This is a genomic window from Chryseobacterium angstadtii (genome assembly GCF_001045465.1).
Lineage (GTDB): Bacteria > Bacteroidota > Bacteroidia > Flavobacteriales > Weeksellaceae > Chryseobacterium > Chryseobacterium angstadtii.
This window is the reverse complement of sequence record NZ_LFND01000007.1, coordinates 170,256-195,490: the sequence shown is the minus strand read 5'-3', so window position 1 is coordinate 195,490 and position 25,235 is coordinate 170,256. Positions and strand designations below refer to the sequence as shown.

Sequence of the window (25,235 nt, the reverse complement as noted above, 5' to 3'; positions counted from 1 at the left end):
CCTCACCCCAAACTCTATTTCTATTTTTCTAATATGAACCGAAAAAATTTCCGGTTTCAATCTGCAAAAATACAATAAAAAAAACCTTATCCGAAGATAAGGTTTCCATCTATGTTAAAGTTTATTATTTAGTTGGGGCTGGCTGAGGATTTACAGGCTGTCCTGAAGGGTCAACAGTCATTCCCGGTTGCAACTGCATAGGTTGTTGTTCTACTTTCGGTGCAGAAAGACCTGTAAGTTTATCCAGAACGGTTACTACTTCCTGCTCTCCTAAGTTTACAAAAGATCTGCTGGCAATTTTACCGTCTTTATCAACGATGACGAAGCAAGGTAATTTGAATCCGTAAACGCCATATTTTTTAGCGATATCTGATTCAAGACCTTTTTCACCGTAAACATTCGTTCCAGGAATTCCTTTTAATAATGCAGAACTTGTTTTTACGAACTGATCTTTTGTATCGTCTACGTTTACAAAAACGAAGTTCATTTTAGATTTATAGAAATTCACAACTTCTTTCAGTACAGGAACCGTAGCTTCACTGATGTAAGGATTCCAAGATGCGTAGAAGAACAGCATATATGGTTTTCCTTTGTTTTCAGAAAGCTTATAAGATTTACCGTCTGCTTTTACCAATGCTGCTTCCGGAGCAAGTTCTCCTACTTTAAGACCATTGATTGCTAACTGCATTTTAACGATATCTGCTTTAATGGCAGCATCTTTAATATCTGTATCGATAATTTTTGTGATTTTCTCTGTATTTTTTGCTGGTGCACCCGGATGAATATCCTGAGCTACCACAAATGCCAATAGATAATCTTTAGCAGTCTGAGACAGTTCTTTTCTGTCTTTCAGGAACTGTGCAAAAATTTCGGAAGTGATGATATCTGTTTTTCCTTTCGCTTTTGCTTCTGCATATTTTTGGAAATCCGGGCTCAGTTTTACAAGCAGATACTGTCTGTATAACGGAATTGTTTTTACCATCATGTCTTTATCTCCTTCCAGCTTGGTTTCGTAATCCTTGAAAGCTTTGGAAACTTTGAATGAAGGATTTCCGGACATCTGACGCTGAGACATTTCGTAATTGGCAAGAAGGTTCAGAATGGTTACTTTCACATCATTCTTTTTCCATTCTATAATTCCTTTTCCAGGGTTGTTTTTCTTAGCAAGTTCTTCAACATTTTTGTTGATGTCTGCTTCAATTTTCTGTGCGCCTTTCAGGAACGTTTTTTCGTCACCTGACATCAGCTGCTGAACATTGATTTTGCTTCCGTATTCTCCTAAGAATTTCTGGGAACCCTGAAGGAAATCATTATTCTTCTTAGCATCTCCTGTCACTACAAATTCGTTAGGGAAAGTCATTGCATTTCCGGAAATGTTCAACTTCTGTCCACCTTCAAGATAAATCAGATTCTGCTTTCCTGCATAGTTGATTACATACATTCCGTCTTTAGGAGCATCGAAACTTCCTGTAAAGTTTCCATTTTTATCTAAACCAATATTTACAAGTGGAAGGGTTGCCACTCCAGAAGCTTCAACAAATTCAATTCTTTCGAGCGGTGAACTTCCAGCAATTTTTCCTTTTACTTCAACTTTTTTTGAACAAGACATCACAAATGCTGTGATGATAAACAATAAAAGATATTTTTTCATTTCAATTTTAATATTACACAAAAATACGTTTTTTACGGCTTGTTGATTAACACTATTTATTTTTTTTGAAAATTTTATGAAATCCTATGAAAAGGGCTGTTGAAGCCGTTTTACCGGTACAGATTTTCAGTTGTAGATAAAAATCTATGAATGAGGATTATCGGTCTTTTCTCAAAAAGTGTTCACCAAATATAGACTTATTAAATAAAGAATGTCTTATTCAATCAACAACTTAACAAATTTTAACAGCCTGATACCACACATAAAAAAAATCGTCTCCATAATGAAGACGATTTTTGATGTATTTTGAATAGATTTTATCCTTTGTCCAGCATAGCAGCCATGTACTCTCTGTTCATTCTGGCAATGTTTTCAAGAGAAATTCCTTTCGGACATTCCACTTCACATGCTCCAGTATTCGAACAGTTTCCGAATCCTTCTTCGTCCATAGCTTTCACCATGTTCAGAACTCTTCTGCTTGCTTCCACTCTACCCTGAGGCAGAAGAGCATACTGAGAAACTTTAGCTCCAACGAATAACATGGCAGAACCGTTTTTACATGTAGCTACACAAGCTCCACATCCGATACATGCAGCAGCATCCATTGCTTTGTCTGCATCTTCTTTAGGAACCAGAATGGCATTAGCATCCAAAGTATTTCCTGAAGTGTTCACGGAAATGAAACCACCTGCAGCCATTACTCTGTCGAATGCGCTTCTGTCTACCATCAAGTCTTTAATCACAGGGAAAGCGGCACTTCTCCAAGGTTCAATAACGATGGTTTCACCGTCTTTGAACATTCTCATGTGAAGCTGACACGTTGTAATTCCGGTATCCGGACCGTGTGCTCTACCATTGATGTAAAGAGAACACATCCCGCAGATTCCTTCACGACAGTCGTGATCGAAAGCGATAGGCTCTTTTCCTTCGTTGATGATGTTTTCGTTCAAAATATCCAACATTTCCAGGAAAGAAGAATCTGTAGAAACGTCTGATATTTTGTAGGTCTCGAACTGACCTTTAGTTTTGCTATTTTTTTGTCTCCAAATTTTTAGGGTAAGATGAAGGCCTTTTTTTGCACTCATAATTATTTATTTATAGGTTGGAGATTATTTGTAACTTCTTGCTTTAACTTCAATGTTTTCGTAGATCAAGTCTTCTTTGTGCAGAACTTCTGTATTGATATCATCTGTTTGATATTCCCAGGCTCCTACATATTTAAAGTTAACATCATCTCTTTCAGCCTCACCTTCAGGAGTAGCATGATCTTCTCTGAAGTGTCCACCACAAGATTCGTTTCTGTGTAATGCGTCAATGGCCATCAATTGTCCAAGCTCGATAAAATCTGCAACTCTGAACGCCTTTTCAAGTTCGGTGTTCATTCCTTCAGCATCACCGGGAACTTTCACATCTGCCCAGAATTCTTTTTTCACCTGAGCGATTTCAGCGATAGCTTCTTTCAATCCTTCAGGAGTTCTTCCCATTCCCACCTTATTCCACATGATGTGTCCTAATTTTTTGTGGAAATGATCTACTGAATGAGTTCCTTTATTATTTAAGAAGAAATCAATTTTATCTTTAATTCCTTTTTCAGCCTGATCAAATTCACCGGAAGCCGTAGGAATTGCACCTGTTCTGATGTCTGCAGAAAGATAATCTGCAATAGTGTAAGGAAGTACGAAGTATCCGTCTGCCAAACCTTGCATCAATGCAGAAGCCCCTAATCTGTTCGCTCCGTGATCAGAGAAGTTAGCTTCACCAATTACGAAACATCCAGGGATTGTAGACTGCAGGTTGTAATCTACCCAAACACCACCCATTGTGTAGTGTACTGCAGGATAAATCTTCATTGGAGTTTTGTAAGGATCATCGGCAGTAATTTTTTCGTACATAACGAATAAGTTACCGTATTTCTCCTCAACCCAAGCTTTTCCTAAATCATAAATCTGCTGATCTGTAGGATTGTGAATATGTTTTTCGATAGCGGCTTCTTTACCTTTTTTGATAATTTCTGTGGAGAAATCCAGGTAAACCCCTTCTTTAGTATCATTATTTTCGATTCCGAAACCTGCATCACATCTTTCTTTACCTGCTCTGGACGCAACGTCTCTTGGTACCAGGTTTCCGAATGCCGGATATCTTCTCTCCAAATAATAATCTCTATCTTCTTCTTTAATATTTTCAGGTCTCAGTTTCCCTTCTCTGATCGCTACTGAATCTTCAATTTTCTTAGGAACCCAGATTCTTCCGGAGTTTCTTAGTGACTCAGACATCAAAGTCAGTTTAGACTGCTGTGTTCCGTGAACCGGAATACAAGTCGGGTGAATCTGTACATAACAAGGGTTTGCGAAATACGCTCCTTTTTTGTGGATTTTCCAGGCTGCAGAAACGTTGGACCCCATTGCATTGGTAGAAAGGAAATATACGTTTCCGTATCCTCCTGAAGCAATAACTACCGCGTGAGCAGAATGTCTTTCGATTTCACCTGTTACCAGGTTTCTTGCGATAATTCCTCTTGCTTTTCCATCTACGATAACAAGGTCTAGCATTTCATGACGGTTGTACATCTTGATTCTTCCTTTACCGATCTGACGGCTCATTGCAGAATAGGCACCCAGCAACAACTGCTGACCTGTCTGTCCTTTTGCGTAGAATGTTCTTTTTACCTGAACCCCACCGAATGAACGGTTGTCCAGCTGACCGCCGTAATCTCTACCGAACGGAACACCTTGCGAAACACACTGGTCAATAATATTAGCAGAAACTTCCGCCAATCTGTAAACGTTGGCCTCTCTTGCTCTGTAGTCACCTCCTTTGATGGTGTCATAGAATAATCTGTAAGTAGAGTCACCGTCACCCTGATAGTTTTTAGCGGCATTGATCCCTCCCTGCGCTGCAATAGAGTGCGCTCTTCTTGGAGAATCCTGGTAGCAGAATGCTTTTACATTGTATCCCTGCTCAGCTAAAGTAGCTGCCGCAGAACCTCCTGCCAAACCTGTCCCTACAACAATAATATCAATCTTATCTCTGTTGTTTGGTGCAACAAGGTTCATATGGTCTTTATGATGCTTCCATTTATCCTTTAAAGGACCAGCCGGAATTTTTGAATCTAATTTACTCATATTGGTATATTGATATTATTGAGTTACGAAGTGAAAAATTGCAATAAAAATAAAACCTGCAGGAATAAGGATGGAATACCATTTTCCAAAAGCTTTAATTACCGGAGTATATTTCGGGTGTCTTGCTCCAATAGACTGGAATGAAGATTGGAAACCGTGAGCCAAATGCAGTCCAAGCAAAACAAAAGAGATCACATATAAAGCAACTCTCCAAAGATCTGCAAACTTCTCATGTAACTCCGGCCAGAAACGTTCTGCATCAGGAGCCAATCCTTCTACATACTTGTAATTGATTTCGTGAAGCCAGAAATCATATAAGTGAAGCGCAAGGAAAGCCAAAACAACTGCTCCTGAAATAATCATATTTCTGGACATCCATGAAGAGTTCACAGAAGGGTTGTTTGAAGCGTACTTTACCGGACGCGCTTTGTTGTTCTTAATTTCCAGAACAAACCCCATAATAAAATGGAAAAGAACTGCAAAACCAAGAACAGGCTGCATTAAGAACTGCACAAAAGGATTATAGCCCATGAAATCTGATGCTGTGTTGAATGCATCACGATTGAGAACTGATAACAAATTGGTCGTCAAATGCAGTATAAGAAAGATCAGCAAAAATAGAGCTGATAATGCCATCGCATATTTTCTACCTATCGTAGAACTCGTTAAACCTGCCATATAAGTTTAAATTTGAATTTCCACAAAATTAAGAAATGTTAACAATATCGGGAAGTGAGAAATCTCACAATTAGCCAGTTTGTAATCTTTCTAAATAAGAATCCAGCGGGCATTGTAAGGCCATAATATAAAACACCGTTTATTATTTCAAATCATATATTTTACCATTATAAATTGCTTTTTGTACCATGTTAGGGAAAGTCTTTATTTCTACCTTCCGAACGCGTCTTGAAGAGCAATAAGGAGCTGTTACAAAACTCACTAGCTTCTTTCTGTCAGAATTTTCTGCAACCCAGAAAACAGCTCTATTTCCTACCTTTACAGACAACACTTTATTCACTCCAAAATCATGGATAAGAATCTCCTGTCTCTGATTTTCAAAAACAGAAAAACCTGTTCTGACGATAAAAAATAATACCATAATTTTTGCCAGTTTCATTGAATTTTTTAAGCTGAATTTCAAAAGTGACGGCCTCAACTCATAAACTATGGCCAATGCAATAAAAACCTCAACCAAATTCATCGGGATATTGGAAAAAAACAGCAGATCCGATTCTGCAAACCAATGTATCAGTTTCAGCAGCATCTGAATTGAAGTATCATAGATCATCTGAATAAAACCAAAATCCATCCGCAATGCAATAAGAATCGTCATTAAAAACGAAAACACAATAATAAGCTCTGAAAAAGGCACGATCAATATATTGGCCGGAATAGAAACCAACGAAAACTGGTGGAAATAGTAAAGAACCAAAGGAAGTGTGGCCAGCTGCGCCGAAAGTGATATGGTAACCGCATTGAAAAGCAGCTTTTTGAAGTAGCCATCCTGTTTAGGAAAATACTTTAAAAGAGGTTGATTCAGCCAGAAAATCCCCAAAACCGCAAGAAAGCTGAGCTGAAACCCCACATCGAAGATCTGCCAGGTATCTGCAATCAGAATAATCATGGCCGAAAGTGACAAAGAATGGAGCAAATCCGGTTTTCTCTGAAGAAGTACATAGACAAAATACACCGTAAGCATAATGCAGGAGCGCACTACAGAATTTCCAAAGCCTATAAATGCAGCAAAGAACCAGATCTGGGAAATACAGGAAATAACTGCATATTTTCTAAACCAAAGAGGGCAGAATCTGGTCAAAACAAAATAAAACATTCCGAAAATCACTACGATATGCGTTCCCGAGATCGCCAGCAGATGCACCATCCCCGAACGGTTGAAATCCTGTACCGTTCCTGCATCCGTTTCTGTTCTGTCTGCCAGGATAATTCCTTTTAAAAACTCTCTGGTCTTCGGAGACATTTGGGTTTTATCTATTTTTTGAAGGATTTCAAATCTCTGTTGCTGAATCCGTTCACTTACATTCAAATCATTTCTTGTTGCTGAAGAGATTTCTTTTGACAGATAGCATTGGTATTCAATTCCTTTTCTTTTTAAATATCCCGCATAATTAAACTGAAAATCATATTGCGGCGACTTCGGTTTTGAAATATAAGCCTGTGCTTTGTAGTAATGATTAAAATCGAGTTCCTTACCTGTTTTTGGGATGTAGAGGACTGAATTAAAGCTTTTCCCGTCAACCTCAACAAAGGCTTCATATTTTTTATTCTTTTCTGTAGAATTTAATTTCTTTGAAATTTTAAAGACTATTGTTTCATTTCGGGAAGCCGGAAGTTCTGTAAAGGAAAAAGTATTAAAGAAATGAAGAACGATTCCGGTTCCGAAAAATAGTAAGCCTAATAAAACGGTCTTTATCTGATGTAAAAAATAGGAATGGAAAAAGTACAACAGAAGAATCAAAAAACAACCTGCCGCAATTATCCCAACGCCAACTTTACCCAGCATTAGCTGATCCTGAAAAAATATTCCGAGGATAAAACATACGGCCAGAATAAGAAGAGGCTGCTGATTCAATGAGTGCTTTTATGACGCTTAAAAAGTATTGATTTATTGGATTCCTGAATAACACGGATTTTGCAGAATCAGAATGTATTTCCCCTCTAATTTACTAACAAGGAGCCTGATTATTTACTACAAAATCTCATTCAGACAAAAAAAATAAGCCGCCCCGATCGGACAGCTTTTTGGTATGGGTAAATTATCTGCAGTTGCAGCTTTTATTTGATTAAATTTTTAAATTCAAAACAGTATTAAAGAAAATAAAGTCAAGTAGTACTCATTTACTTTCCTTTCAGAAACTGATCGGTCAGTCTTTTTGTTTCTTTAATATACAACCAGGGATCTTTACCATAGTCTTCATATTTGAAATCACCTGCTTTTTTTGGAATTGCCGGTTCTATCTGAGTTCCTTCGTGCCATTCATTAAAAGAAGTGATCCCAATAAAATCAGGATGTACTTTTTCAGCGGCCTTAAACATATTTTCATAGTATTTCCCATTTTCCCGACTTTTGAAATTGGCTTCGTTCCACGGTCTTATCCTGGTATCTGAATATCCGGGTCCCACACACGGAATGAAAATAAGTTGATGATCTTTGGCATATTGGGAAAGGTAATTCCAGTTGGAAACCGTACTTCCGAAGACAAAACCTTCGCTGGCAAAATAGGTATAGAAGCCATCAAATCCGGAGGTTTCAAAAAAAGCTGAATGCTCCTTCTCCACCCACAATCCGATATAAAACCCGTCTAATTCCGTATTACGGACGGTTTTTGTTCCATTTTTGGAAAGCAGTTCAGACCATTCCTGCGGAGAAATCTTATAACTATCGTATACATAATATAAAGGTTTCCCGTTCTTTTTATAGAAAGCATGATGCCTGGAATAGGTTTTAACAAGATAAGAAAGCTGCTCTCTGAGCTCGTCTACACTCTTATAAAAGGGTTCTATGTGAAAGGCTACCTTCAAACCGAACTGATCTGCCATATCCAGATATCGGGTAATGCTTTTATCTACAAAGGAATCTTTCCCCAACCAGCTTAGAATAACGACTCCCACACCGGAATCTTTCATCATCTTCATATGTTTTCTGATGATTTCAGGATCGTTGGAACTGTAATTTCCAAGTTCGGGGTAGAAATTCGCTCCGATATCATCTCCTCCTTTGTAATGTCCCAAGTTGTTCCATTTCGGATTACTCCAGTGAGGCAGGATCTTGTGATTCCAATGGTCATACTTTCCATCTACTTTTGGGTTTGCATACCATCCGTAGTAGAAAATCTGAACCTGATCACGGGATTTATTGGATTGAGCAAAACTTTTCAGGGAAATACCCGTCAAAAGAATGAATATGAGTAAGCTTTTAAAATTCATTTTAATAAAAATTTAAATCTACAAAACCCGTCAGCATTAAATCAATTGGAACTCTGTTCTAAACACTTAAAATCACCTCAGCCGCTTTTTCACTGGCTCCTTTTCCTCCCAATTTTTCTCTTAGCAGGTTGTAATCTTCCAGAACTTTGTTTCTTTTTTCGCCTTCAATCATTTTATTCAGTTCTTCTACCAGATTCTGGGTATTAAGGTCGGCCTGAATCAATTCTTTCACCACTTCCCTATCCATGATCAGATTAACCAAAGAAATATACTTGATGTTTTTAACCAGTCTCTTTGCGATAGCGTATGAAATTTTGCTTCCGCGATAGCATACTACTTCCGGAACATTGAGCAAAGCGGTTTCCAGGGTTGCCGTTCCCGAAGTGACCAGCGCAGCTTTCGAACATCTCAGCAGATCATAAGTTCTGTTGGAAACAAAATGAACGTTGTCATCCACATATTTCTGATAAAATTCTTTGGGAAGGCTTGGTGCTCCGGCAATTACAAACTGGTAATTTTTAAAATGCGGTCTTACGGAAAGCATGATTTCAAGCATTTTTTCCACTTCCTGCTTTCTTGAACCAGGGAGAAGTGCAATGATCTCTTTTTCGTTCAGGCCGTTTTCTTTTTTAAATGCTTCCGGACTGATGTCTTTCAGGCTAGAGATGGCATCCAGAAGCGGATGTCCCACAAAATGGGAATGTACACCATGTTTTTTATAAAAATCTTCTTCGAAAGGAAGAATCACCATCATTTCATCCACATATTTCTTAATGATTTCTACCCTTCCTTCTTTCCATGCCCAAAGCTGTGGTGAAATATAGTAGACCACTTTAATTCCCAGTTCTTTTGCAAATCTGGCAATTCTCAGGTTAAATCCGGGATAATCAATCAGAATCAGAATATCGGGTTTGTGGCTGCGAATGTCTTCTTTACAGAATTTGATATTGTTCAGGATGGTCCTTAAATTCATAGCGACCTCCAGAAATCCCATAAAGGCAAGATCCCGGTAGTGTTTTACGAGTGTTCCGCCCTGGGCTTTCATAAGATCTCCACCCCAGAATCTGATTTCCGCCTGCGGGTCTTTCTGTAAAAGGGCTTTCATTAAATTGCTTCCATGCAGGTCGCCGGAAGCCTCTCCTGCGATAATGTAATATTTCATTTCTTCCGAAATCTTTATTTGTTTTTTATAACCTTCAAATCTCTCTTGATTTCACTCTGTCAGGATGATGCTGAATCATGGGAGGTTTCTATGGTAAGGATAGAGAACAAATTAAGGTTTACTTGATCTTAATTTGTAAATTTGTCCAAAGATAATGATAAAAATGTCAGAAGAATTTGAAATCCGAAATAAAGTTGCCGAAAGTGGCCTTGTGAATTTCGACCTATCCACTCTGGTTCCTAAGGGGATAAGAAAGGGTATTGACCTTAAAGATTTTCTGTTTCAGGAAATGATACTGAAGGAAAAAGATTTCAGGGAGAAAGTAGAAGCCATCGATACCGAAGAGTACAAAGATGCTTATATATACATTTACAATTCCGTAGATACTATAGTTCCATTATGGGCTTATTTTGTACTGACGGCCAAGCTTACAGATACCGCCAAAAAAATTGTTTTTGGAAACCGTGAAGATCTGGAAGTTATTCTGATGCATAATGCCATTCAGACTTATGATTTTGAAGATATGAGAGGCAAGAGAGTACTGGTAAAAGGCTGTTCGGATAAAGAGATCCCGGAAAATGCATATATTGAGCTTGTAGAACAGCTGAAACCGATAGTGAAGTCACTCATGTTCGGAGAGGCGTGCTCTAATGTTCCTATTGTAAAGAATTGATATGGGTAAATATATATCTGCTCTTTTCCTGTTCATTATTTTTCTTGCTGTTTATTTTGCCGGAACTTTCACCAAGGTTCCTTTTGCAGACTGCATAGGTTTTGTATTTGAAGCAGAGAAAGGGGAATATATTCCGATAGCTACGGCTACTACCCATTTCCTTTATATCAATACCATTATTTTCATCGAACGTCTTACCGGTTTTGATGCCATTGAAGCCAGCCGGTTACTGATTATTATTTCAGGAGCAGCTACGGTTCCTGTTATTTATCTTACTGTAAAAACGCTTACCAAAGCGGAATGGGTGTCTCTCACAGCAGCATTTGTATTCGGATTCAGTTTTTCGTTCTGGAGAAATGCAGAAATTGTAGAAGTGTATACCTACCATTCTTTCTGGATCAGTTTATTTTTCTTTTCCATCATTAAGAGTTTTACGGAGCACAAAAAAAAGTATATTGCCGCCGCAGGTTTATTTTTAGGAATCAGTCTTTGGGTACATATTCAGAATATCCTTTTGATTCCGGCATTTCTCATCTTTCTTTTTTATTTCAGGAATGAAAAAAAATATGCCTACAGTTCGCTGCTGGTCTTTGGAATACTCTTTTTGTCCCTTTTTATACTGAATACATCGCAGGGATATCCGTTTAATTCGGTTTATACTTCAGACCGTGGTCATTGGGTGGAAGATTCTTTTAAGAAAACATTCATGCAGTATGTGAAAGATTTTTTCCAGTCTTTTGCCTACCTCATCTATAATTTCAATGTATTTACTTTTTTTGGAGTAACGGGAGCCATAATGCTTTACCGTCTGGACCGGAAAATGTTTTTCGTTTTCCTTGCCGGATCTGTTTGTGTGTATGGTTTTTCAACGTTTTATGCCGTTTCGGATAATTATGTTTTCTTCCTTCCTTTCAACAATATTTTTGCTCTATCTATAGGATACGGGCTTTATCATTCAAAATACACCTTTGTTCGAAAGTATTCATGGGTATGCCTTCTGATTCCTTTGGGATACCTGGCTTTATATAAAACGGCACTGCTTACAGAGAAAGGGAAAGAAGTTCATGCCTTCAAAAAATACAAAGGCGGCCTGAATTATTATATCCTTCCGTGGATGAATGACAATGAAGGAATTCTGGAATTCACAATTGATAAAAAAACAGCTCCGGAACCGGTGTACTGGATGATTAACAGCGCCAACGATTATATAAAGCTAAAGAAAAGCAAGGGATATACCGAGGAGGAGATTAAAAAACTTTAACAATAATTGTGAAGTGAAAAGATTTTGTGAATAATTTTTTTTGATAACTTTGATTTACTTAATACTTTAAAATAAACACAAACTATGAGTTTAATCGACCTACTTACAGGTAACACCAGCAACCAGGTTGCTGAACAGGCAGAAAACAAATTCGGGATCAGCAGAAACCAGATTATCGCCTTATTGGCTGTAGCTGCCCCTTTGGTAATTTCTTATCTTAGAAACAAATCTCAGGATGCTAATGAAGCAGAAGCTTTAAATAATGCTTTAGATAAAGACCACGACGGAAGTATTCTTGATGATGCCTCTCAGGCTGAAGCAAGACAGGCAGAAGGAGGATCGATTCTTGACCACGTTTTCGGCGGCCAGAAAAGTAATGTAGAAAATCAGCTTTCCCAGAATACGGGTATCTCTATCGACAAGATCGGGCCTATTTTAGCGATGCTGGCTCCGGTAATTATGGGGTACATTGGTAAAGAAAAACAACAGAACAATGTGGGAGCCGGAGGTTTAGGAGATCTTTTAGGAGGAATTCTAGGAAATGCATCCAGCCAGGCTCAGACCCAGCAGTCCAGTCCTTTAAATGATATTTTGGGAAGTGTTTTAGGAGGCGGTGGTCAGTCGCAGTCCGGAGGAAACCCGCTTAACGATATCTTAGGAAGCGTACTTGGCGGAGGCGGAGGACAGCAGCAGCAAGGAGGCGGATTAGGAAGCATCCTTGGTAATATTTTAGGAGGAAAATAATTTAATTTTGTATATTAAAAAAGGCTGAAGAACATCTCTTCAGCCTTTTTGCTTTTTTAGTTCTTCGCTTTTGCTTCAGAAGAACCGATTGATTTAGAAGCCTTTCTAGGTCTTCTTTTACCATAACTTCCCGAATTGATCTTGCCTCTTCTGGATTTTTTATCTCCTTTTCCCATAATGATAAATGTTTTGTTGGTTGAACACTAAATTAGATAATATGCTCTGGAACAAAAAATTAAGGCTGTTAAAATTTTTATAAAACTCTTGAGGAAAGGATATCTGAAGATGGAAGCTGGAGGTTATCGGGTGGCACAAAAATAACCTCCAGTCAATTTTAAAAATCCACATTCCTCTCATCAAAGGCTCCTTTTATCAAATTTCAACCAACTAACAGGAATTACAAACCCTTCCAGTAACCTCATTCTTCATTCTTCATTCTTCATTCTTCACTTTTCATTCTTCACTCTCATCACACTTTCACCATCTTCCACTTCCCTCTTTTAAACAATATAAAAGCAACAATGGTAATTAATGTTTCTGCTACAGGAATGGAGATAAACACTCCTTTCGGCCCCATACCGAGGTGTTTTGAAAGAAAATAAGCCAATGGAATCTGAAACAGCCAGAATCCGAAGAAATTCACCCACGTAGGTGTCCAGGTATCTCCGGCTCCGTTAAACGCATTGATAAGCACCATCCCGATACCATAAAAAACAAATCCTACACTCATAATGTGTAAAGCATTTTTGGCAAAATTTTTAATTTCCGGTTCCTGCGTGAAAAAGCCTACCAGAAAATCTCCGAGCAGGAAAAATATCAGACTCACGACCAACATAAAGATGACATTGTATTTTACGGTTTTCATCACAGACTGTTCTGCTCTCAGCATCTCGTTGGCTCCCATATTCTGACCTACCAAAGTAGCCGCAGCATTACTTAATCCCCAGGCAGGAAGCATAAAAAACATCATCAGCCTCAAAGCGGTCTGATATCCGGCCGAGGCATTTTCATGTCCGGTAGTAGCTACCAGCTGAGCCAGAAAAATCCAGCTGCATGAAGCTATAACAAACTGGAAAATCCCAGGCGTTGCAATTTTTACGATGGATTTTATCTGGCTGAAATCTGGTTTGAAATAAGGAAGCGCAATACGGATCTGATTTCCGGCTACCAGAAGATGATACAACTGGTAAATAACCCCGATACTTCTCCCTATCGTAGTAGCCAAAGCTGCTCCCGTAAGTCCCATGGCCGGCACAGGCCCGAAACCTCTGATCAGAACTGGGCAGAGAATAATGTTCACGATATTGGCAATCCACAGCGATTTCATGGCAATAGCTGCATTTCCGGCTCCCCTGAAAATTCCGTTGATCAAAAATAAAAGCATAATGATAACGCTGCTTCCCATCATAATCCTCGTGAATTCTTTACCATAGGCCGCCGCTTCCGGTTTTGAACCCATCAGAATTAAAATTTCCTCTGCATAAACAACGCCTAATAAACTCAGAATAAAAGTAACAATAAATGATACCAGCAAAACTTGCGCAGCACTTCTGGAAGCCTGTTCGGGATTTTTTTCACCGATTCTTCTCGCCACCAAAGCTGTAGCCGCCATACTCATCCCTATCGCAATGGAATACATTACGGAAAGGACCGATTCTGTTAATCCAACCGTTTGAATGGCATATCCGCTTTCTTTCAGATGTCCCACAAAATACAGGTCAACCAATGCAAAGACGGACTCCATGGCCATTTCCAGCATCATAGGAATAGCAAGAAGAAGCACGGCACTTCTGATCGTTATTTTTGTATAATCTACCTCTTCTCCGCTAAATGCTTTTTTTAAAAAATCTATGTATCTGGTCATTTTGCAATCAATAATTATCTGATTTTCAAAAATACAAATTCAATTCTTATAAAAAATAAGTCACTTGTATCAAAAAAATAATTTAGATTTGTATATTATTAAAATGAATCTTATGAAAAAAATAATCTCTACTACCTTTCTGCTTGCCATCTCGGTAACATTCAATATGCTTTCCGCTCAGGAACTTAGCAAAAAACAGATGCAGGCGATTCAGTCTGATGATATTGCCTTATTCAAAAAGAGTTTTGTAAAAGGAGATTACAACAAATGTTTTGCTCTTAAAGACGAAACTTTCAGTGCTTTAGGTTTCAGTTCACTGTATGGCAGAAATAATATTGTTAAATTTCTTCTGGATAACCAGGCAGAAGTAAATAAAGCGTGCAGCGGTAAAACTGCTCTTGCATGGGCCAAATTAGGAAATAAGGAGCAAACAGCACAGTTACTTATACAGAAAGGAGCTACCAATAACTAAAAAGCCTTTAAATAATATACAAGACTTCCGAAAGGAAGTTTTTTTTGTTTATAAAACCTGCAAAAATCTTATCTTTGCCAACGAAAATTAAAGGCTTGAAATTTGGGGCCTTAAACATTGAACTTTAAACAAATAATTATGTTTCGATCGCACACCAACGGAGAATTATCTCTGAAAAATCTTAATGAAGAAGTTACACTTTCTGGATGGGTACAAACTATCCGTGATAAAGGATTTATGATTTGGATAGATCTGCGAGATCGTTACGGAATTACTCAGTTGGTATTCGACCAGGACCGTTCTTCCGCTGAACTAATGGAGGAAGCTAAAAAACTGGGACGTGAATTTGTGATCCAGGTTACAGGAAAAGTAATCGAAAGGGTAAGCAAAAATCCTAATATTCCAACCGGAGAAATTGAAATTTTAGTTGAAAAACTGACTGTACTTAATGAATCCCAGCTTCCGCCTTTCACTATTGAAGATGAAACAGATGGTGGTGAAGAATTAAGAATGAAATACCGCTATCTGGATATCAGAAGAAATCCGGTAAAAGAAAAACTGATCTTCCGTCATAAAATGGCACAGAAGGTAAGAAACTACCTTTCAGATGAAGGATTTATCGAGGTGGAAACTCCGGTTCTTATCAAATCTACTCCAGAAGGGGCGAGAGATTTTGTGGTTCCAAGCAGAATGAATCCGGGGCAGTTTTATGCGCTTCCGCAATCGCCGCAGACTTTCAAGCAGCTTCTGATGGTAGGCGGAATGGATAAATATTTCCAGATCGTAAAATGTTTCCGTGATGAGGATTTAAGAGCGGACAGACAGCCGGAATTTACCCAGATCGACTGTGAAATGGCTTTTGTAGAGCAGGAAGATATTATGAATGTTTTTGAAGGAATGACGAAAACATTAATCAAAGATATTACAGGACAGGAATTCGGAGATTTCCCGAGAATGACTTTCGCCGATGCGATGAAAAAATACGGGAACGACAAACCGGATATCCGTTTCGGAATGGAATTCGTGGAACTGAATGAGCTGGTAAAAGGAAAAGACTTTAAAATATTTGATGATGCCGAATTGGTTGTAGGAATCAATGTGGAAGGATGTGCAGATTATACAAGAAAGCAGATTGACGAGCTTGTTGACTGGGTAAAACGTCCTCAGATCGGTGCTTCAGGAATGGTTTGGGCTAAATTCCAGAATGACGGAGTAAAAACCTCTTCTGTGAACAAGTTCTATAATGAAGAAGATCTGTCGAAAATCATCGAAAAATTCGGAGCCAAAGAAGGCGATTTAATGCTGATCTTATCCGGAAACGAGAATAAGGTAAGAGCACAGCTTTCTGCACTGAGAATGGAACTCGGAAACCGTCTTGGACTGAGAAAAGGAGATGTTTTTGCACCGCTTTGGGTAGTAGACTTCCCATTATTGGAATTCGATGAAGAAAGTGGACGTTACCACGCTATGCACCACCCTTTCACCTCTCCTAAGCCTGTAGATATTCACTTACTGGAAACAGATCCGGGGAAAGCAAGAGCCAATGCGTATGATATGGTACTGAACGGAAACGAAATCGGCGGTGGATCTATCAGGATTTTTGATAAGGATCTTCAGTCTAAGATGTTTGATCTTTTAGGATTTACAAAAGAGGAAGCAGAAGCTCAGTTTGGATTCCTGATGAATGCCTTTAAATACGGAGCTCCGCCTCATGGTGGTTTGGCTTTCGGATTTGACCGTTTGGTGGCTATTCTGGATGGAAATGAAGTGATTCGAGATTATATTGCATTCCCTAAGAATAATTCAGGGCGGGATGTTATGATAGACGCTCCTGCATCTATTGCTGATGCCCAGCTGGATGAACTGGAAATACAATTGAATTTAAAAGCATAAACTGAAGCGGAGATTTTTTCTCCGCTTTTTTTATGTCGTTCCTAAAAACTTTTGGCTTACTTATTCTGCACTTTATACAGAATCAGGAAAGATATGCCATCAATGCCCTTTTATTCCTTTCCATAATCGCAATATATTTCAAGATGTTCATGAAAATATCCTGACAAAAGGTATATTACTCACCTAAATGGGATAAGTTCAATTCATACATCAATTTCCCATAAATAACTAAAATTATACTTTAATAATAAAATATCACTAAAAATAAAATAATTAACAAAATAAATCCTACAAAACAACAAATAATGCAACAAATAAACATTATATTATGTTATATTCACAAATAGCAAATATTTATATCTTTATAAAATACTGCTAAATAATAATGATGATTAAAATAAGGTTTCGTAATCAAGCCCGTTTTTGGAGGCTGATTAGGTTACCTCTGATATTTAGCATTTAATATTTTACAAACCACAATTTTAAATATTATATTATGACAAGTAAATTATTGCTCTTATCAGGATGCCTTGTTCTGGCATTAAATTCATGCAGGTCGGATCTTGAAAATACTCAGGCAGATCCTATTGACCAAACAACTACTAACCTGGATGGTACAAAAGTTCACAAACTATTAATTAACGGAAAATACACCTACGTAAATGAAGTAAACGGTGAATATTTTTATGCAGATGATCTTACTATTTCGGCTGAACAATTTGACAAATTAAAAATGCAGGCTAATTCCGAATTGTCAACTTCAGAGAAAAGTACCATTGTAAGTTCCTTTATTAAAACATGGCCCAATGCAACAGTCTATTATACATTGCCAAGCCAGGGAACTCTGAGTACCCAAAGCTACAATACGTTCCTTACCAATATTAACAAAGCATTTGACCTGATTTCTACCGGAACCAATGTTCAGTTTGTTGAACGTACCAATCAGACAGAATACATCACTTTCACTTATACAACGACAAACAGTTCTCCACTTGGATGGCAGAAAAACAGAGTGAACGGTATTAAAATTTATAATACCACCTATCCGGCAATTATTGCCCACGAAATTATGCACTCTATGGGAATTATGCATGAACAGTGCCGTCCGGACAGAGATCAGTACATTATTGTAGATGTGAACAGGGCAACAGAAGGAAGCCGTCATAACTTCAATCTTTACAATGACTATGCAGGACATGGAGCATTTGATTTCGGTTCTGTTATGATGTATCAGTCTACGGATTTTGCTATAGACCCGACTAAACCTGTAATGACTAAACTGGACGGTTCTACTTTCACCAAGCAAAGAACAGGATTGTCTGCCGGTGATTATGCAGGGATAAATCATTTGTATGGGCCTGTGAATGCTACTTCGGCAGTCAATGGAACTTATACGATGACAACTTCTTTAGCTACTGATAAAAATCTGGGTATTTCCGGAACTACCGCTACAGATGGCACCACCGTGGTTCTGAATGCAGCCTCTACTGGAAATAATCAGAGATTTACTTTCACTAAATCTGATCACGGTTATTATATCATCAAATCTTCACTGGATCCTACAAAGGTATTAACGGTAAAAAGCGGTGGAACAGCCAACGGAACAGCAGTAGAATTAAGAACGGATGCTAGTACAGATTCTCAGAAATGGTTATTATTCAACCTGGGAAATAATGGCTTTGGATTCGCTCCTAAGAATGCTCCATCCCTAAGATTGGAGGTGAAGAATGGTTTAACTACTAACCTTACACCTATTGTCATAGGCACTACGGATCAAAGTGTTCAACCGTCTACAAAGCAACGTTTTAAGCTTACAAAAGTTAACTAATTTAATTTTTTCATAAGGAAAAAGGTTAGAAAATATATTTTCTAACCTTTTTTGTATAAACTAATCTATAAAAACAAACAATTTTCCTTTAATCTATTTATTAATCTGAGTTTGGTACAAAAAAAGTATTAAATCACTGATTATTAGTAATATATAATTTATCGCAAGGATATACAAAGAATTATTTACCTTTTTGAGTGTTTAAAGATAGACAAAGCCACTTCGTTTATTAAAGTAATACAAATTGGATATTACTTGGATAAGTTTATGCCTTTCTCAATCTTAAAAAATGAAAAGTCATCGTAATAAACCTTATCCCGCTCAGGTTATTCATTATCCAATTTTAAATATCTGATGTCTTCCCGGGCCTGTAGAAAGATAGGTAACAGGAACTCCAATTTCATCATTCAGAAAAGAGAGAAAAGCTCGTAATTCTTTAGGCAAACCGGAAGCATTTTCAATGGCTGAAATATCTCCTTTCCAACCTTCAACCGGCTTGAGAATTGGTCGCGCATTTTCAGGAAGAGTTCCGGAAACAGTCATAATTTCTCCGTTTTCCAACTCGTAATGGGTACAAACTGCCACAGATTTCATTCCGCTTAAAATATCTGCTTTGGTCAGGATAACCTGGGTCACTCCATTGATCATAATGGCGTATCTTAAAGCCACAAGATCTAGCCAGCCAATTCTTCTGGGACGTCCGGTATTGGAACCGAATTCATTCCCCTTATTTCTGATTTCTTCCCCAAGATCATCGAAAATCTCAGTTGGAAACGCTCCATTCCCTACTCTTGTACAATAGGCTTTTGCAATCCCGAATATCTCACCGATTTTCTTAGGTGAAATACCCAAGCCGCTGCAAGCTCCTGCTGCAGTAGTTGAGGAAGAAGTTACATACGGATAAGTTCCGTGGTCTATATCCAGCATTGCGGCCTGAGAACCTTCTGCCAGAATCTTTTTTCCTTCGGATAAAGCGGTATTCAAAAATATTTCGGTTTCCGTACGGGTGAATTTTTTCAGAAAATCTATGGCTTCAAAAAATTCTCCGCTGATTTCTTCCAATGGAGGAAGTACCCTATCTCCGCCTGCAAGCAGCCTATAATCTCTTTCTAAAATATGTTTTACCCTGTTTTCAAAATCGGGAGAGTCTATATCTTCAACTCTTACATTCTGTCTTAATATTTTATTGGAGTAAGCCTGTGCAATCCCGTTTCTCGTAGTCCCGATAGTGGTGTACTCCGGACTATCTTCCATAAAAATATCCAGAAGTCTATGGGTAGGAAGAACAAGGTGTGCTTTTTTGGAAATAATCAGATTATTTTCCGGCTCAACCGTTTCGTCAAATTGTTTAAGATTTAAAATTTCTTTTCTCAAACTTACCGGATCGAGTACCGTACCGGTTCCTATCACGTTCTGAACTCCGTTCATAAAAATTCCTGAAGGCAGGGATTTCAGAGTAATTCTTTTACCATTGCGTTCTATGCTGTGACCGGCATTGGCTCCACCATTAAAACGGGCTGTAATATTATAATTTTCGCTGATAAGATCTATAAATTTACCTTTACCTTCGTCTCCCCACTGCAGGCCTAAAACAACATCCATATATTTAAATTTTATGCTGCAAAGCTAGGGCGGTTTGAAAAGGAGGCCATTGTCATTTGGCAAAAAAGGATTTATGATCTTGAAATTTAATATTTAAGTTTTGGCTGAAGCCAATGAATATCCTTACTATTGAAAAAACGGGCTAAAGCCCGTTTCTACTGATTTCTTTTATATAATATTCCTTCTGATCCTACTCAGTGAAGAAGGTGTTATTCCCAGATAGGAAGCGAGCATAGATTGTGGTACTCTGTTGGCAAGTCCGGGGTAATGGTTTAAAAAATGGATATACCTGGACTTTGCATCCAGATTGAGCATTGTGCTTGCCACTTTAAGTTTATTTTCTGCAACAAACGCATGTAATCTGGCAAATAATACCGGCCAGATTTTAATGTCCTTTTCCAGTCTTTTGAAATGATGAAGATCAATGGCCAGCAATACTCCGTCTGTAATGGCTTCAATGTATTCAAGAGAGGGATTCTGATCTGCAAAGCCGTAGAAATCTCCTATAAATCGTCCTTCATATATAAAATAGCGGGTAAAATCATCTCCTTCCCTATTATAGTACAAAGACCGGAAAACTCCTTCTTTTACAAAAGCTATTTTCCGGCTTACTTTTCCTGCTTCTATAAAAGTTTCCCCTTTCTGTATAGTGATTTCCTGAAGCCCGTCGGCAATCAGCAATTCTTCCTCAGGGGTGAGTGTTCCGAATTTTCTGATGTAATTAAAAAGTTCTTTCATATATAATCTGGCCAAGATATTGGGAAGATATAAAAGTATGAAAATCTCTCTTAGAAACCATTGTCATTTGACAACAACTCCTTCCATTACGAAAGGAGCTGCCTGTTTTTTAAGTTTAAAACTAAAATATTAGTATCCGATTATTTGTTATATACGTGTATATCTCTCTGTGGGAAAGGTATCTCAATTCCTGCCTTATCAAGAGCAAATTTGCAGGTAATAATCAATTCTTCATTCATTGCCCAGTAATTTTCATTGGAAGTGGTAACTCTCACTGATAAATTAACTGCACTATCTCCAAGTTCCGTGACTACGACCTGTGGTGCCGGAGTTTCAAAAGCATATTCATTGTTTCTGATCACCTCCATTAATATCTCTTTTGCCTGTTTCAGATCTGCGTTATAGGAAACACCTATATCAAACCATGTTCTTCGCGTTCCCAACTGTGTAAAGTTGGTAATGCTTTTATTTGAAATTTCCCCATTTGGAATTACAATCAATTGGTTTTGTGGAGTTATTAATCTTGTATGAAAGACATCAATAGCATTTACAGTTCCTGAAACTCCTGAACTGACAGAAATGAAATCGCTTATTTTAAATGGTTTTAACAGGAGAATAAGGATTCCCCCTGCAAAATTGGTCAGTGACCCCTGTAAAGCCAAACCTACAGCCAGACCTGCAGCACCAATCATGGCTACAAATGCAGAGGTCTGCACTCCCAATTGGGTAACAACAACAATAAACAACAGGATATTCAGTCCCCAGCTAATGATATTTAAAAGAAAGAGCTGTAAAGAAGCTTCCATATTACGCTTTTTAAAGCCTTTCTCAATTAGTTTTTTAATTACTCTGATCAACCAGGATCCAATCAGATAAATCAGTAATGCAGAAATAATTGCGGTAATGATTCTGGGTGCCCATGAAATTGCGGAAACTACAAGGTTTTCCCAGTGCTGTTGAATGTTGCTTAATTTTAAATCGTCCATTTTGTACTCTTTATTTTAAATATTGATAGGTTAGCGGGTATCAATTATTCATGAGTAATTAGTTTTTTTGAAAAAATGAGACTGAGAAAAAGCGGATCTATTTCAAAAAATAAATCGCTCTAAACATTGGTGTTTAAAGAAATGTATATACAAAAAATAGATTGGATAGCAGAACGGTTCGTTGAAGCTTTACTCAATGATCATTTTAGAAATTGAATCTTACGGGAAGAAATAATTTGGAGTCCTAAAAGTAGTAAAAAAAAGCTTAACCTCCAATTTCTATGGCATCTGCATTCTCAAAAATCCCCTACCAGTCTACGAAAATTAAGACAAAAAAGATATCATTGGTTCAGAAATATTACGGAAGCTTTGCTACAAGACTTTCCGGTAAAACCTTTAAGATAGCGTAAATAATCTTCCATTTAAAATTCGGGACGATGGTGAAGGAATTGCCGGCATTGACGATATGTTCCGCCACATAATCAGGCTCCATTATCAAAGACTCATTAAGCTGAAGTCCTTCATTGATCTTGGTTCTGATATAACCTATCACCAAAGCATTCACTTTTATGTTTCTGGAAGACAATTCCTGTCTTAAACCCGCCAGATATTGCGTAAATGCAGCTTTTGTGCTACCATACACAAAATTGCTCTTTCTGCCTCTTACACCGGATAATGAGGACAAACCGATTATTCTTTCCAGGCCTGTATTATTGGAATCCATGGCAACAATATTCAGGATAGAAACGGCTCCCATATAATTAACCATCATCATTTGTTGAGCTCCTTTAAAATCTCTCAGTGCTTTCTCGTTATCCACTAAAAATCCGGCTGCATACACCACGATATGGGGTTTTACAGGAAGTTCATCATAGAATTTCTGATGGGAATCAAAATCTACTGCATCAAAATAAAGGATATGAATCTTTGTTGCATCCAGTCTGTGATCTGCCACAAATTTTTCAAGTGAGGAAATATCCCTTGAAGCCGCTATTACAGAGAAACCTTTTTCAATATACTGCCTTATACATTGTTTAGCAACATCCGAATTGGCTCCTAATATGAGAACTGTTTTGCCTGTATTTTGATTCATGGTGCAAAGATATTTTATTTGATTTTATGATGAGGGATTTTTTTTCAAACGGTTTTACAGATAGCATTAATCTGACGAAATATGCGAAACCATAATGATCAAAGGTTTATGAGATACGAGTTTCGGGGTTTCGGGGTTGTAAGTCTTCAAACTTACACCAAAATTGATAATTCCCATTTCTTAATCTCGAACTTAGCCTTAGCCTAATAACTGTCTGATGTCTGATGTCTGATGTCTGAAATCTAGCATCTGAATCCCTGATTCTCAAACTGTATAAAAAGGCTCGGCGCGGTGAACTTCGTTCACCGCGCCGAGCTGTATTTTCAAACTAAAAAATTATTTCTTTTCAGTTTCTATTTCTTTTTTCTCTGCTGTTTTATCAGCAGCAGCTTTTGCTTTATCTCCAAAACGGGCTTCAGTAAATTCTCTTGAAACGGCCGCTTTTTCGTATTTCAGTTTTCCGGACAAAGTTTCGATAACGAATCCATCATCCTGAACCTGAGCAATTCTTCCGTGAAGACCTGAGGTAAGAACTACTCTGGTTCCTACTTTCAAGGTTTCCTGAAAGGTTTTTTCCTGCTTTTGCTTTCTCATCTGTGGTCTTATCATCAGAAAATAAAAGCCCACAAACATTACCCCCATCATGATCAGCATCATAGATGAAGATCCTCCCTGCTGTGCCTGTAAAAAGATTGTCAACATATTATTTAAATTATGGTTGAATGTTCGCTGTGAACGTTAATTTGATAGGAGCTTTATCTACGTTTGCAAATACATCTGCATATTTCTGAACGTTTCCGTCGAAGCTTGAAGAATCAAAATGCAAAGTGATTTTTCCTTTTTTACCAGGAAGAATAGGCTCTTTTGTAAAATCAGGGGCAGTACATCCGCATCCTGGTTTTACTTCGGAAATGACCAAAGGGTTTTTTCCGGTGTTTGTGATTTCGTAAATATGTTCTACTTTATCTCCTTTCTTAATCTTTCCAAAATCGAAATTGCTTTCAGATAATGCAATAGATGTTACCGGCTGGTTTGAAACCGGAGCGGCAGCTTCTGTTTCAGCAGAAACGGGAGCAGCGGCAGAATTAACCGGAGCCAGATTGGTAGCACCTGCTGTAGAATCTGCAATATTAGCAGCTTCTGCACCTGCTGCAGCTTGTTGATTTTCTTTTTTACAAGAAACCAAACCAAAGCCTATGATAGACAAAGCGATAATTGATAACGTCTTTTTCATGTTAAATTCTATTTTGATCTTTACAATATTTATCCAAAATTCCGTTAATAAATATATTGGAACGGTCTGTTGCAAATACTTTTGCAATTTCAATATATTCATTGATAATAACTCTTGAAGGGGTAAAAGGAAAATTATCCAATTCTGAAATGGCTGTCGACAAAATAACTTTATCCATTAAAGAAACTCTTTCCAGATCCCAGTTCTCAAGTCTTTCACCCAATTTCTTTTCATTTACTTCCCAATTGTTCAGGGTATCTTTAAGAAGTTTAGCCGCGAAAGTTTTATCATCTTCATCTTTAATCATCTTAATTAAAGTTCTGCTTTCTTCATCTTCTTTCAGGAAACCAATTGTTTTCTGAACCATAGAGTTCGCAATGTGGATATCATCATACCATGAAAGTTCTTTATCTCCAAGATAGTCGTGAAAATCATCATTTTCAGCAATATATCTTAAAAAAAGTTTTCCGATAAACTTCTGATCATCTTCAAAAGAATATCCGTCTTCTTTCATGAAATCCTGATAACGTTTTCCTCCTGTAATTCTCTGGAAAGTCTTCACCAGTAAATCATCGTGCATATCCCATTTCAGCTGTTTGTGCTGGCCTGTAAAGAATAATCTTTCAGGATTTTCTTCCAGCTTGATCAGTACCTGGTTGTTGATAAATTTCTGGTTAGGATTAAGGTCTGCATCAGTTTTAAGATATTTGTTCTTCCCGATTTCAATTTGGGTTTCAGCCAATTCTTTCAGTGCTACCAAAAAATTAAGCTGATAGATATAGAGATAATAGATTTTCTCTATTCCAGAGAACATATTTTTCTCTAAAACATCAAATTTTACAGGATTCTGATAGTATGAATACACTGTTTGTACTACTTTTTCACGGATTTGTCGTCTTCCTAACATTCAAAGAGCTTTTTATGGGTGCAAAGATACAAAAATTAAAATTGATGAAATTCGTAGTCT

At 37.7% G+C, this 25,235-nt stretch carries 22 protein-coding genes; 6 read left to right on the top strand and 16 right to left on the bottom strand.

Annotated features, from left to right (window positions below; genetic code table 11):
• Nucleotides 1–124: 124 nt before the first annotated feature.
• The 7 genes from ACM46_RS19850 to lpxB all read right to left on the bottom strand — a co-directional run bounded on the left by ACM46_RS19850 (nt 125) and on the right by lpxB (nt 9,880).
• Nucleotides 125–1,651 (bottom strand): TlpA family protein disulfide reductase, encoded by a 1,527-nt coding sequence (locus tag ACM46_RS19850; RefSeq protein ID WP_048508428.1) that lies wholly within the window; start codon nt 1,649–1,651, stop codon nt 125–127.
• 317 nt (nt 1,652–1,968) lie between these two features.
• A complete protein-coding gene (locus tag ACM46_RS19845; protein WP_048508427.1) occupies nt 1,969–2,736 on the bottom strand; it encodes a succinate dehydrogenase/fumarate reductase iron-sulfur subunit in 768 nt (255 codons plus the stop codon).
• 24 nt (nt 2,737–2,760) lie between these two features.
• Nucleotides 2,761–4,773, bottom strand: a complete 2,013-nt coding sequence (locus tag ACM46_RS19840; protein WP_048508426.1) for a fumarate reductase/succinate dehydrogenase flavoprotein subunit — start codon at nt 4,771–4,773, stop codon at nt 2,761–2,763.
• Nucleotides 4,774–4,788: 15 nt separating this feature from the next.
• The gene (locus ACM46_RS19835) at nt 4,789–5,451 is read right to left on the bottom strand and encodes a succinate dehydrogenase cytochrome b subunit (protein ID WP_048508425.1); all 663 of its coding nucleotides are present in this window, start codon (nt 5,449–5,451) and stop codon (nt 4,789–4,791) included.
• A 142-nt stretch (nt 5,452–5,593) separates the two neighbouring features.
• On the bottom strand, nt 5,594–7,363 hold the full coding sequence (locus tag ACM46_RS19830; protein ID WP_048508424.1) for a ComEC/Rec2 family competence protein: 1,770 nt from the start codon (nt 7,361–7,363) through the stop codon (nt 5,594–5,596).
• Between the two features lie 266 nt (nt 7,364–7,629).
• Nucleotides 7,630–8,718 carry a glycoside hydrolase family 99 protein gene (locus ACM46_RS19825; protein WP_048508423.1) on the bottom strand — a complete coding sequence of 363 codons (1,089 nt, stop codon included), beginning with the start codon at nt 8,716–8,718 and terminating at the stop codon, nt 7,630–7,632.
• Between the two features lie 58 nt (nt 8,719–8,776).
• The gene (gene lpxB / locus ACM46_RS19820) at nt 8,777–9,880 is read right to left on the bottom strand and encodes a lipid-A-disaccharide synthase (RefSeq protein ID WP_048508422.1); all 1,104 of its coding nucleotides are present in this window, start codon (nt 9,878–9,880) and stop codon (nt 8,777–8,779) included.
• 163 nt (nt 9,881–10,043) lie between these two features.
• On the opposite strand from lpxB, the gene ACM46_RS19815 reads away from it, so the two are divergent.
• From ACM46_RS19815 to ACM46_RS19805, 3 genes are all read left to right on the top strand, one after another.
• Nucleotides 10,044–10,553 carry a DUF2480 family protein gene (locus ACM46_RS19815; protein ID WP_048508421.1) on the top strand — a complete coding sequence of 170 codons (510 nt, stop codon included), beginning with the start codon at nt 10,044–10,046 and terminating at the stop codon, nt 10,551–10,553.
• A gap of 1 nt (nt 10,554) precedes the next feature.
• Nucleotides 10,555–11,814 carry a protein O-mannosyl-transferase family gene (locus ACM46_RS19810; RefSeq protein WP_048508420.1) on the top strand — a complete coding sequence of 420 codons (1,260 nt, stop codon included), beginning with the start codon at nt 10,555–10,557 and terminating at the stop codon, nt 11,812–11,814.
• Between the two features lie 84 nt (nt 11,815–11,898).
• Nucleotides 11,899–12,558: a DUF937 domain-containing protein gene (locus tag ACM46_RS19805; protein WP_048508419.1), complete on the top strand. Its 660-nt coding sequence runs from the start codon at nt 11,899–11,901 to the stop codon at nt 12,556–12,558.
• Between the two features lie 56 nt (nt 12,559–12,614).
• Here ACM46_RS19805 and ACM46_RS23050 read toward each other — a convergent pair whose 3' ends face one another.
• Together ACM46_RS23050 and ACM46_RS19800 are read right to left on the bottom strand one after the other, a co-directional pair.
• Complete coding sequence (locus ACM46_RS23050) at nt 12,615–12,734, bottom strand: 30S ribosomal protein THX (protein ID WP_083997472.1); 120 nt, start codon at nt 12,732–12,734, stop codon at nt 12,615–12,617.
• A gap of 293 nt (nt 12,735–13,027) precedes the next feature.
• Nucleotides 13,028–14,422, bottom strand: coding sequence for an MATE family efflux transporter (locus ACM46_RS19800; RefSeq protein ID WP_048508418.1), 1,395 nt, complete (start codon nt 14,420–14,422; stop codon nt 13,028–13,030).
• Nucleotides 14,423–14,534: 112 nt separating this feature from the next.
• Here ACM46_RS19800 and ACM46_RS19795 point away from each other — a divergent pair, with 112 nt between their 5' ends.
• The 3 genes from ACM46_RS19795 to ACM46_RS19785 all read left to right on the top strand — a co-directional run bounded on the left by ACM46_RS19795 (nt 14,535) and on the right by ACM46_RS19785 (nt 18,615).
• On the top strand, nt 14,535–14,894 hold the full coding sequence (locus ACM46_RS19795; RefSeq protein WP_157859467.1) for an ankyrin repeat domain-containing protein: 360 nt from the start codon (nt 14,535–14,537) through the stop codon (nt 14,892–14,894).
• 138 nt (nt 14,895–15,032) lie between these two features.
• A complete protein-coding gene (gene aspS / locus ACM46_RS19790) occupies nt 15,033–16,787 on the top strand; it encodes an aspartate--tRNA ligase (RefSeq protein ID WP_048508416.1) in 1,755 nt (584 codons plus the stop codon).
• Nucleotides 16,788–17,283: 496 nt separating this feature from the next.
• Nucleotides 17,284–18,615 carry a M12 family metallopeptidase gene (locus ACM46_RS19785; protein WP_048508415.1) on the top strand — a complete coding sequence of 444 codons (1,332 nt, stop codon included), beginning with the start codon at nt 17,284–17,286 and terminating at the stop codon, nt 18,613–18,615.
• A 333-nt stretch (nt 18,616–18,948) separates the two neighbouring features.
• On the opposite strand, the gene ACM46_RS19780 is transcribed toward ACM46_RS19785, so the two are convergent.
• The 7 genes from ACM46_RS19780 to ACM46_RS19750 form a co-directional block, all read right to left on the bottom strand.
• Nucleotides 18,949–20,217 carry an adenylosuccinate synthase gene (locus tag ACM46_RS19780; RefSeq protein WP_048508414.1) on the bottom strand — a complete coding sequence of 423 codons (1,269 nt, stop codon included), beginning with the start codon at nt 20,215–20,217 and terminating at the stop codon, nt 18,949–18,951.
• A gap of 168 nt (nt 20,218–20,385) precedes the next feature.
• On the bottom strand, nt 20,386–20,955 hold the full coding sequence (locus ACM46_RS19775; RefSeq protein ID WP_048508413.1) for a Crp/Fnr family transcriptional regulator: 570 nt from the start codon (nt 20,953–20,955) through the stop codon (nt 20,386–20,388).
• Nucleotides 20,956–21,095: 140 nt separating this feature from the next.
• The gene (locus ACM46_RS19770) at nt 21,096–21,941 is read right to left on the bottom strand and encodes a mechanosensitive ion channel family protein (protein WP_048508412.1); all 846 of its coding nucleotides are present in this window, start codon (nt 21,939–21,941) and stop codon (nt 21,096–21,098) included.
• A 358-nt stretch (nt 21,942–22,299) separates the two neighbouring features.
• Nucleotides 22,300–23,034 (bottom strand): SDR family NAD(P)-dependent oxidoreductase, encoded by a 735-nt coding sequence (locus ACM46_RS19765; protein ID WP_048508411.1) that lies wholly within the window; start codon nt 23,032–23,034, stop codon nt 22,300–22,302.
• Between the two features lie 336 nt (nt 23,035–23,370).
• Complete coding sequence (gene yajC, locus ACM46_RS19760) at nt 23,371–23,736, bottom strand: preprotein translocase subunit YajC (protein ID WP_048508410.1); 366 nt, start codon at nt 23,734–23,736, stop codon at nt 23,371–23,373.
• A 10-nt stretch (nt 23,737–23,746) separates the two neighbouring features.
• The gene (locus ACM46_RS19755; RefSeq protein ID WP_048508409.1) at nt 23,747–24,268 is read right to left on the bottom strand and encodes a DUF1573 domain-containing protein; all 522 of its coding nucleotides are present in this window, start codon (nt 24,266–24,268) and stop codon (nt 23,747–23,749) included.
• 1 nt (nt 24,269) lies between these two features.
• The gene (locus ACM46_RS19750; RefSeq protein WP_048508408.1) at nt 24,270–25,175 is read right to left on the bottom strand and encodes a transcription antitermination protein NusB; all 906 of its coding nucleotides are present in this window, start codon (nt 25,173–25,175) and stop codon (nt 24,270–24,272) included.
• Nucleotides 25,176–25,235: the final 60 nt, after the last annotated feature.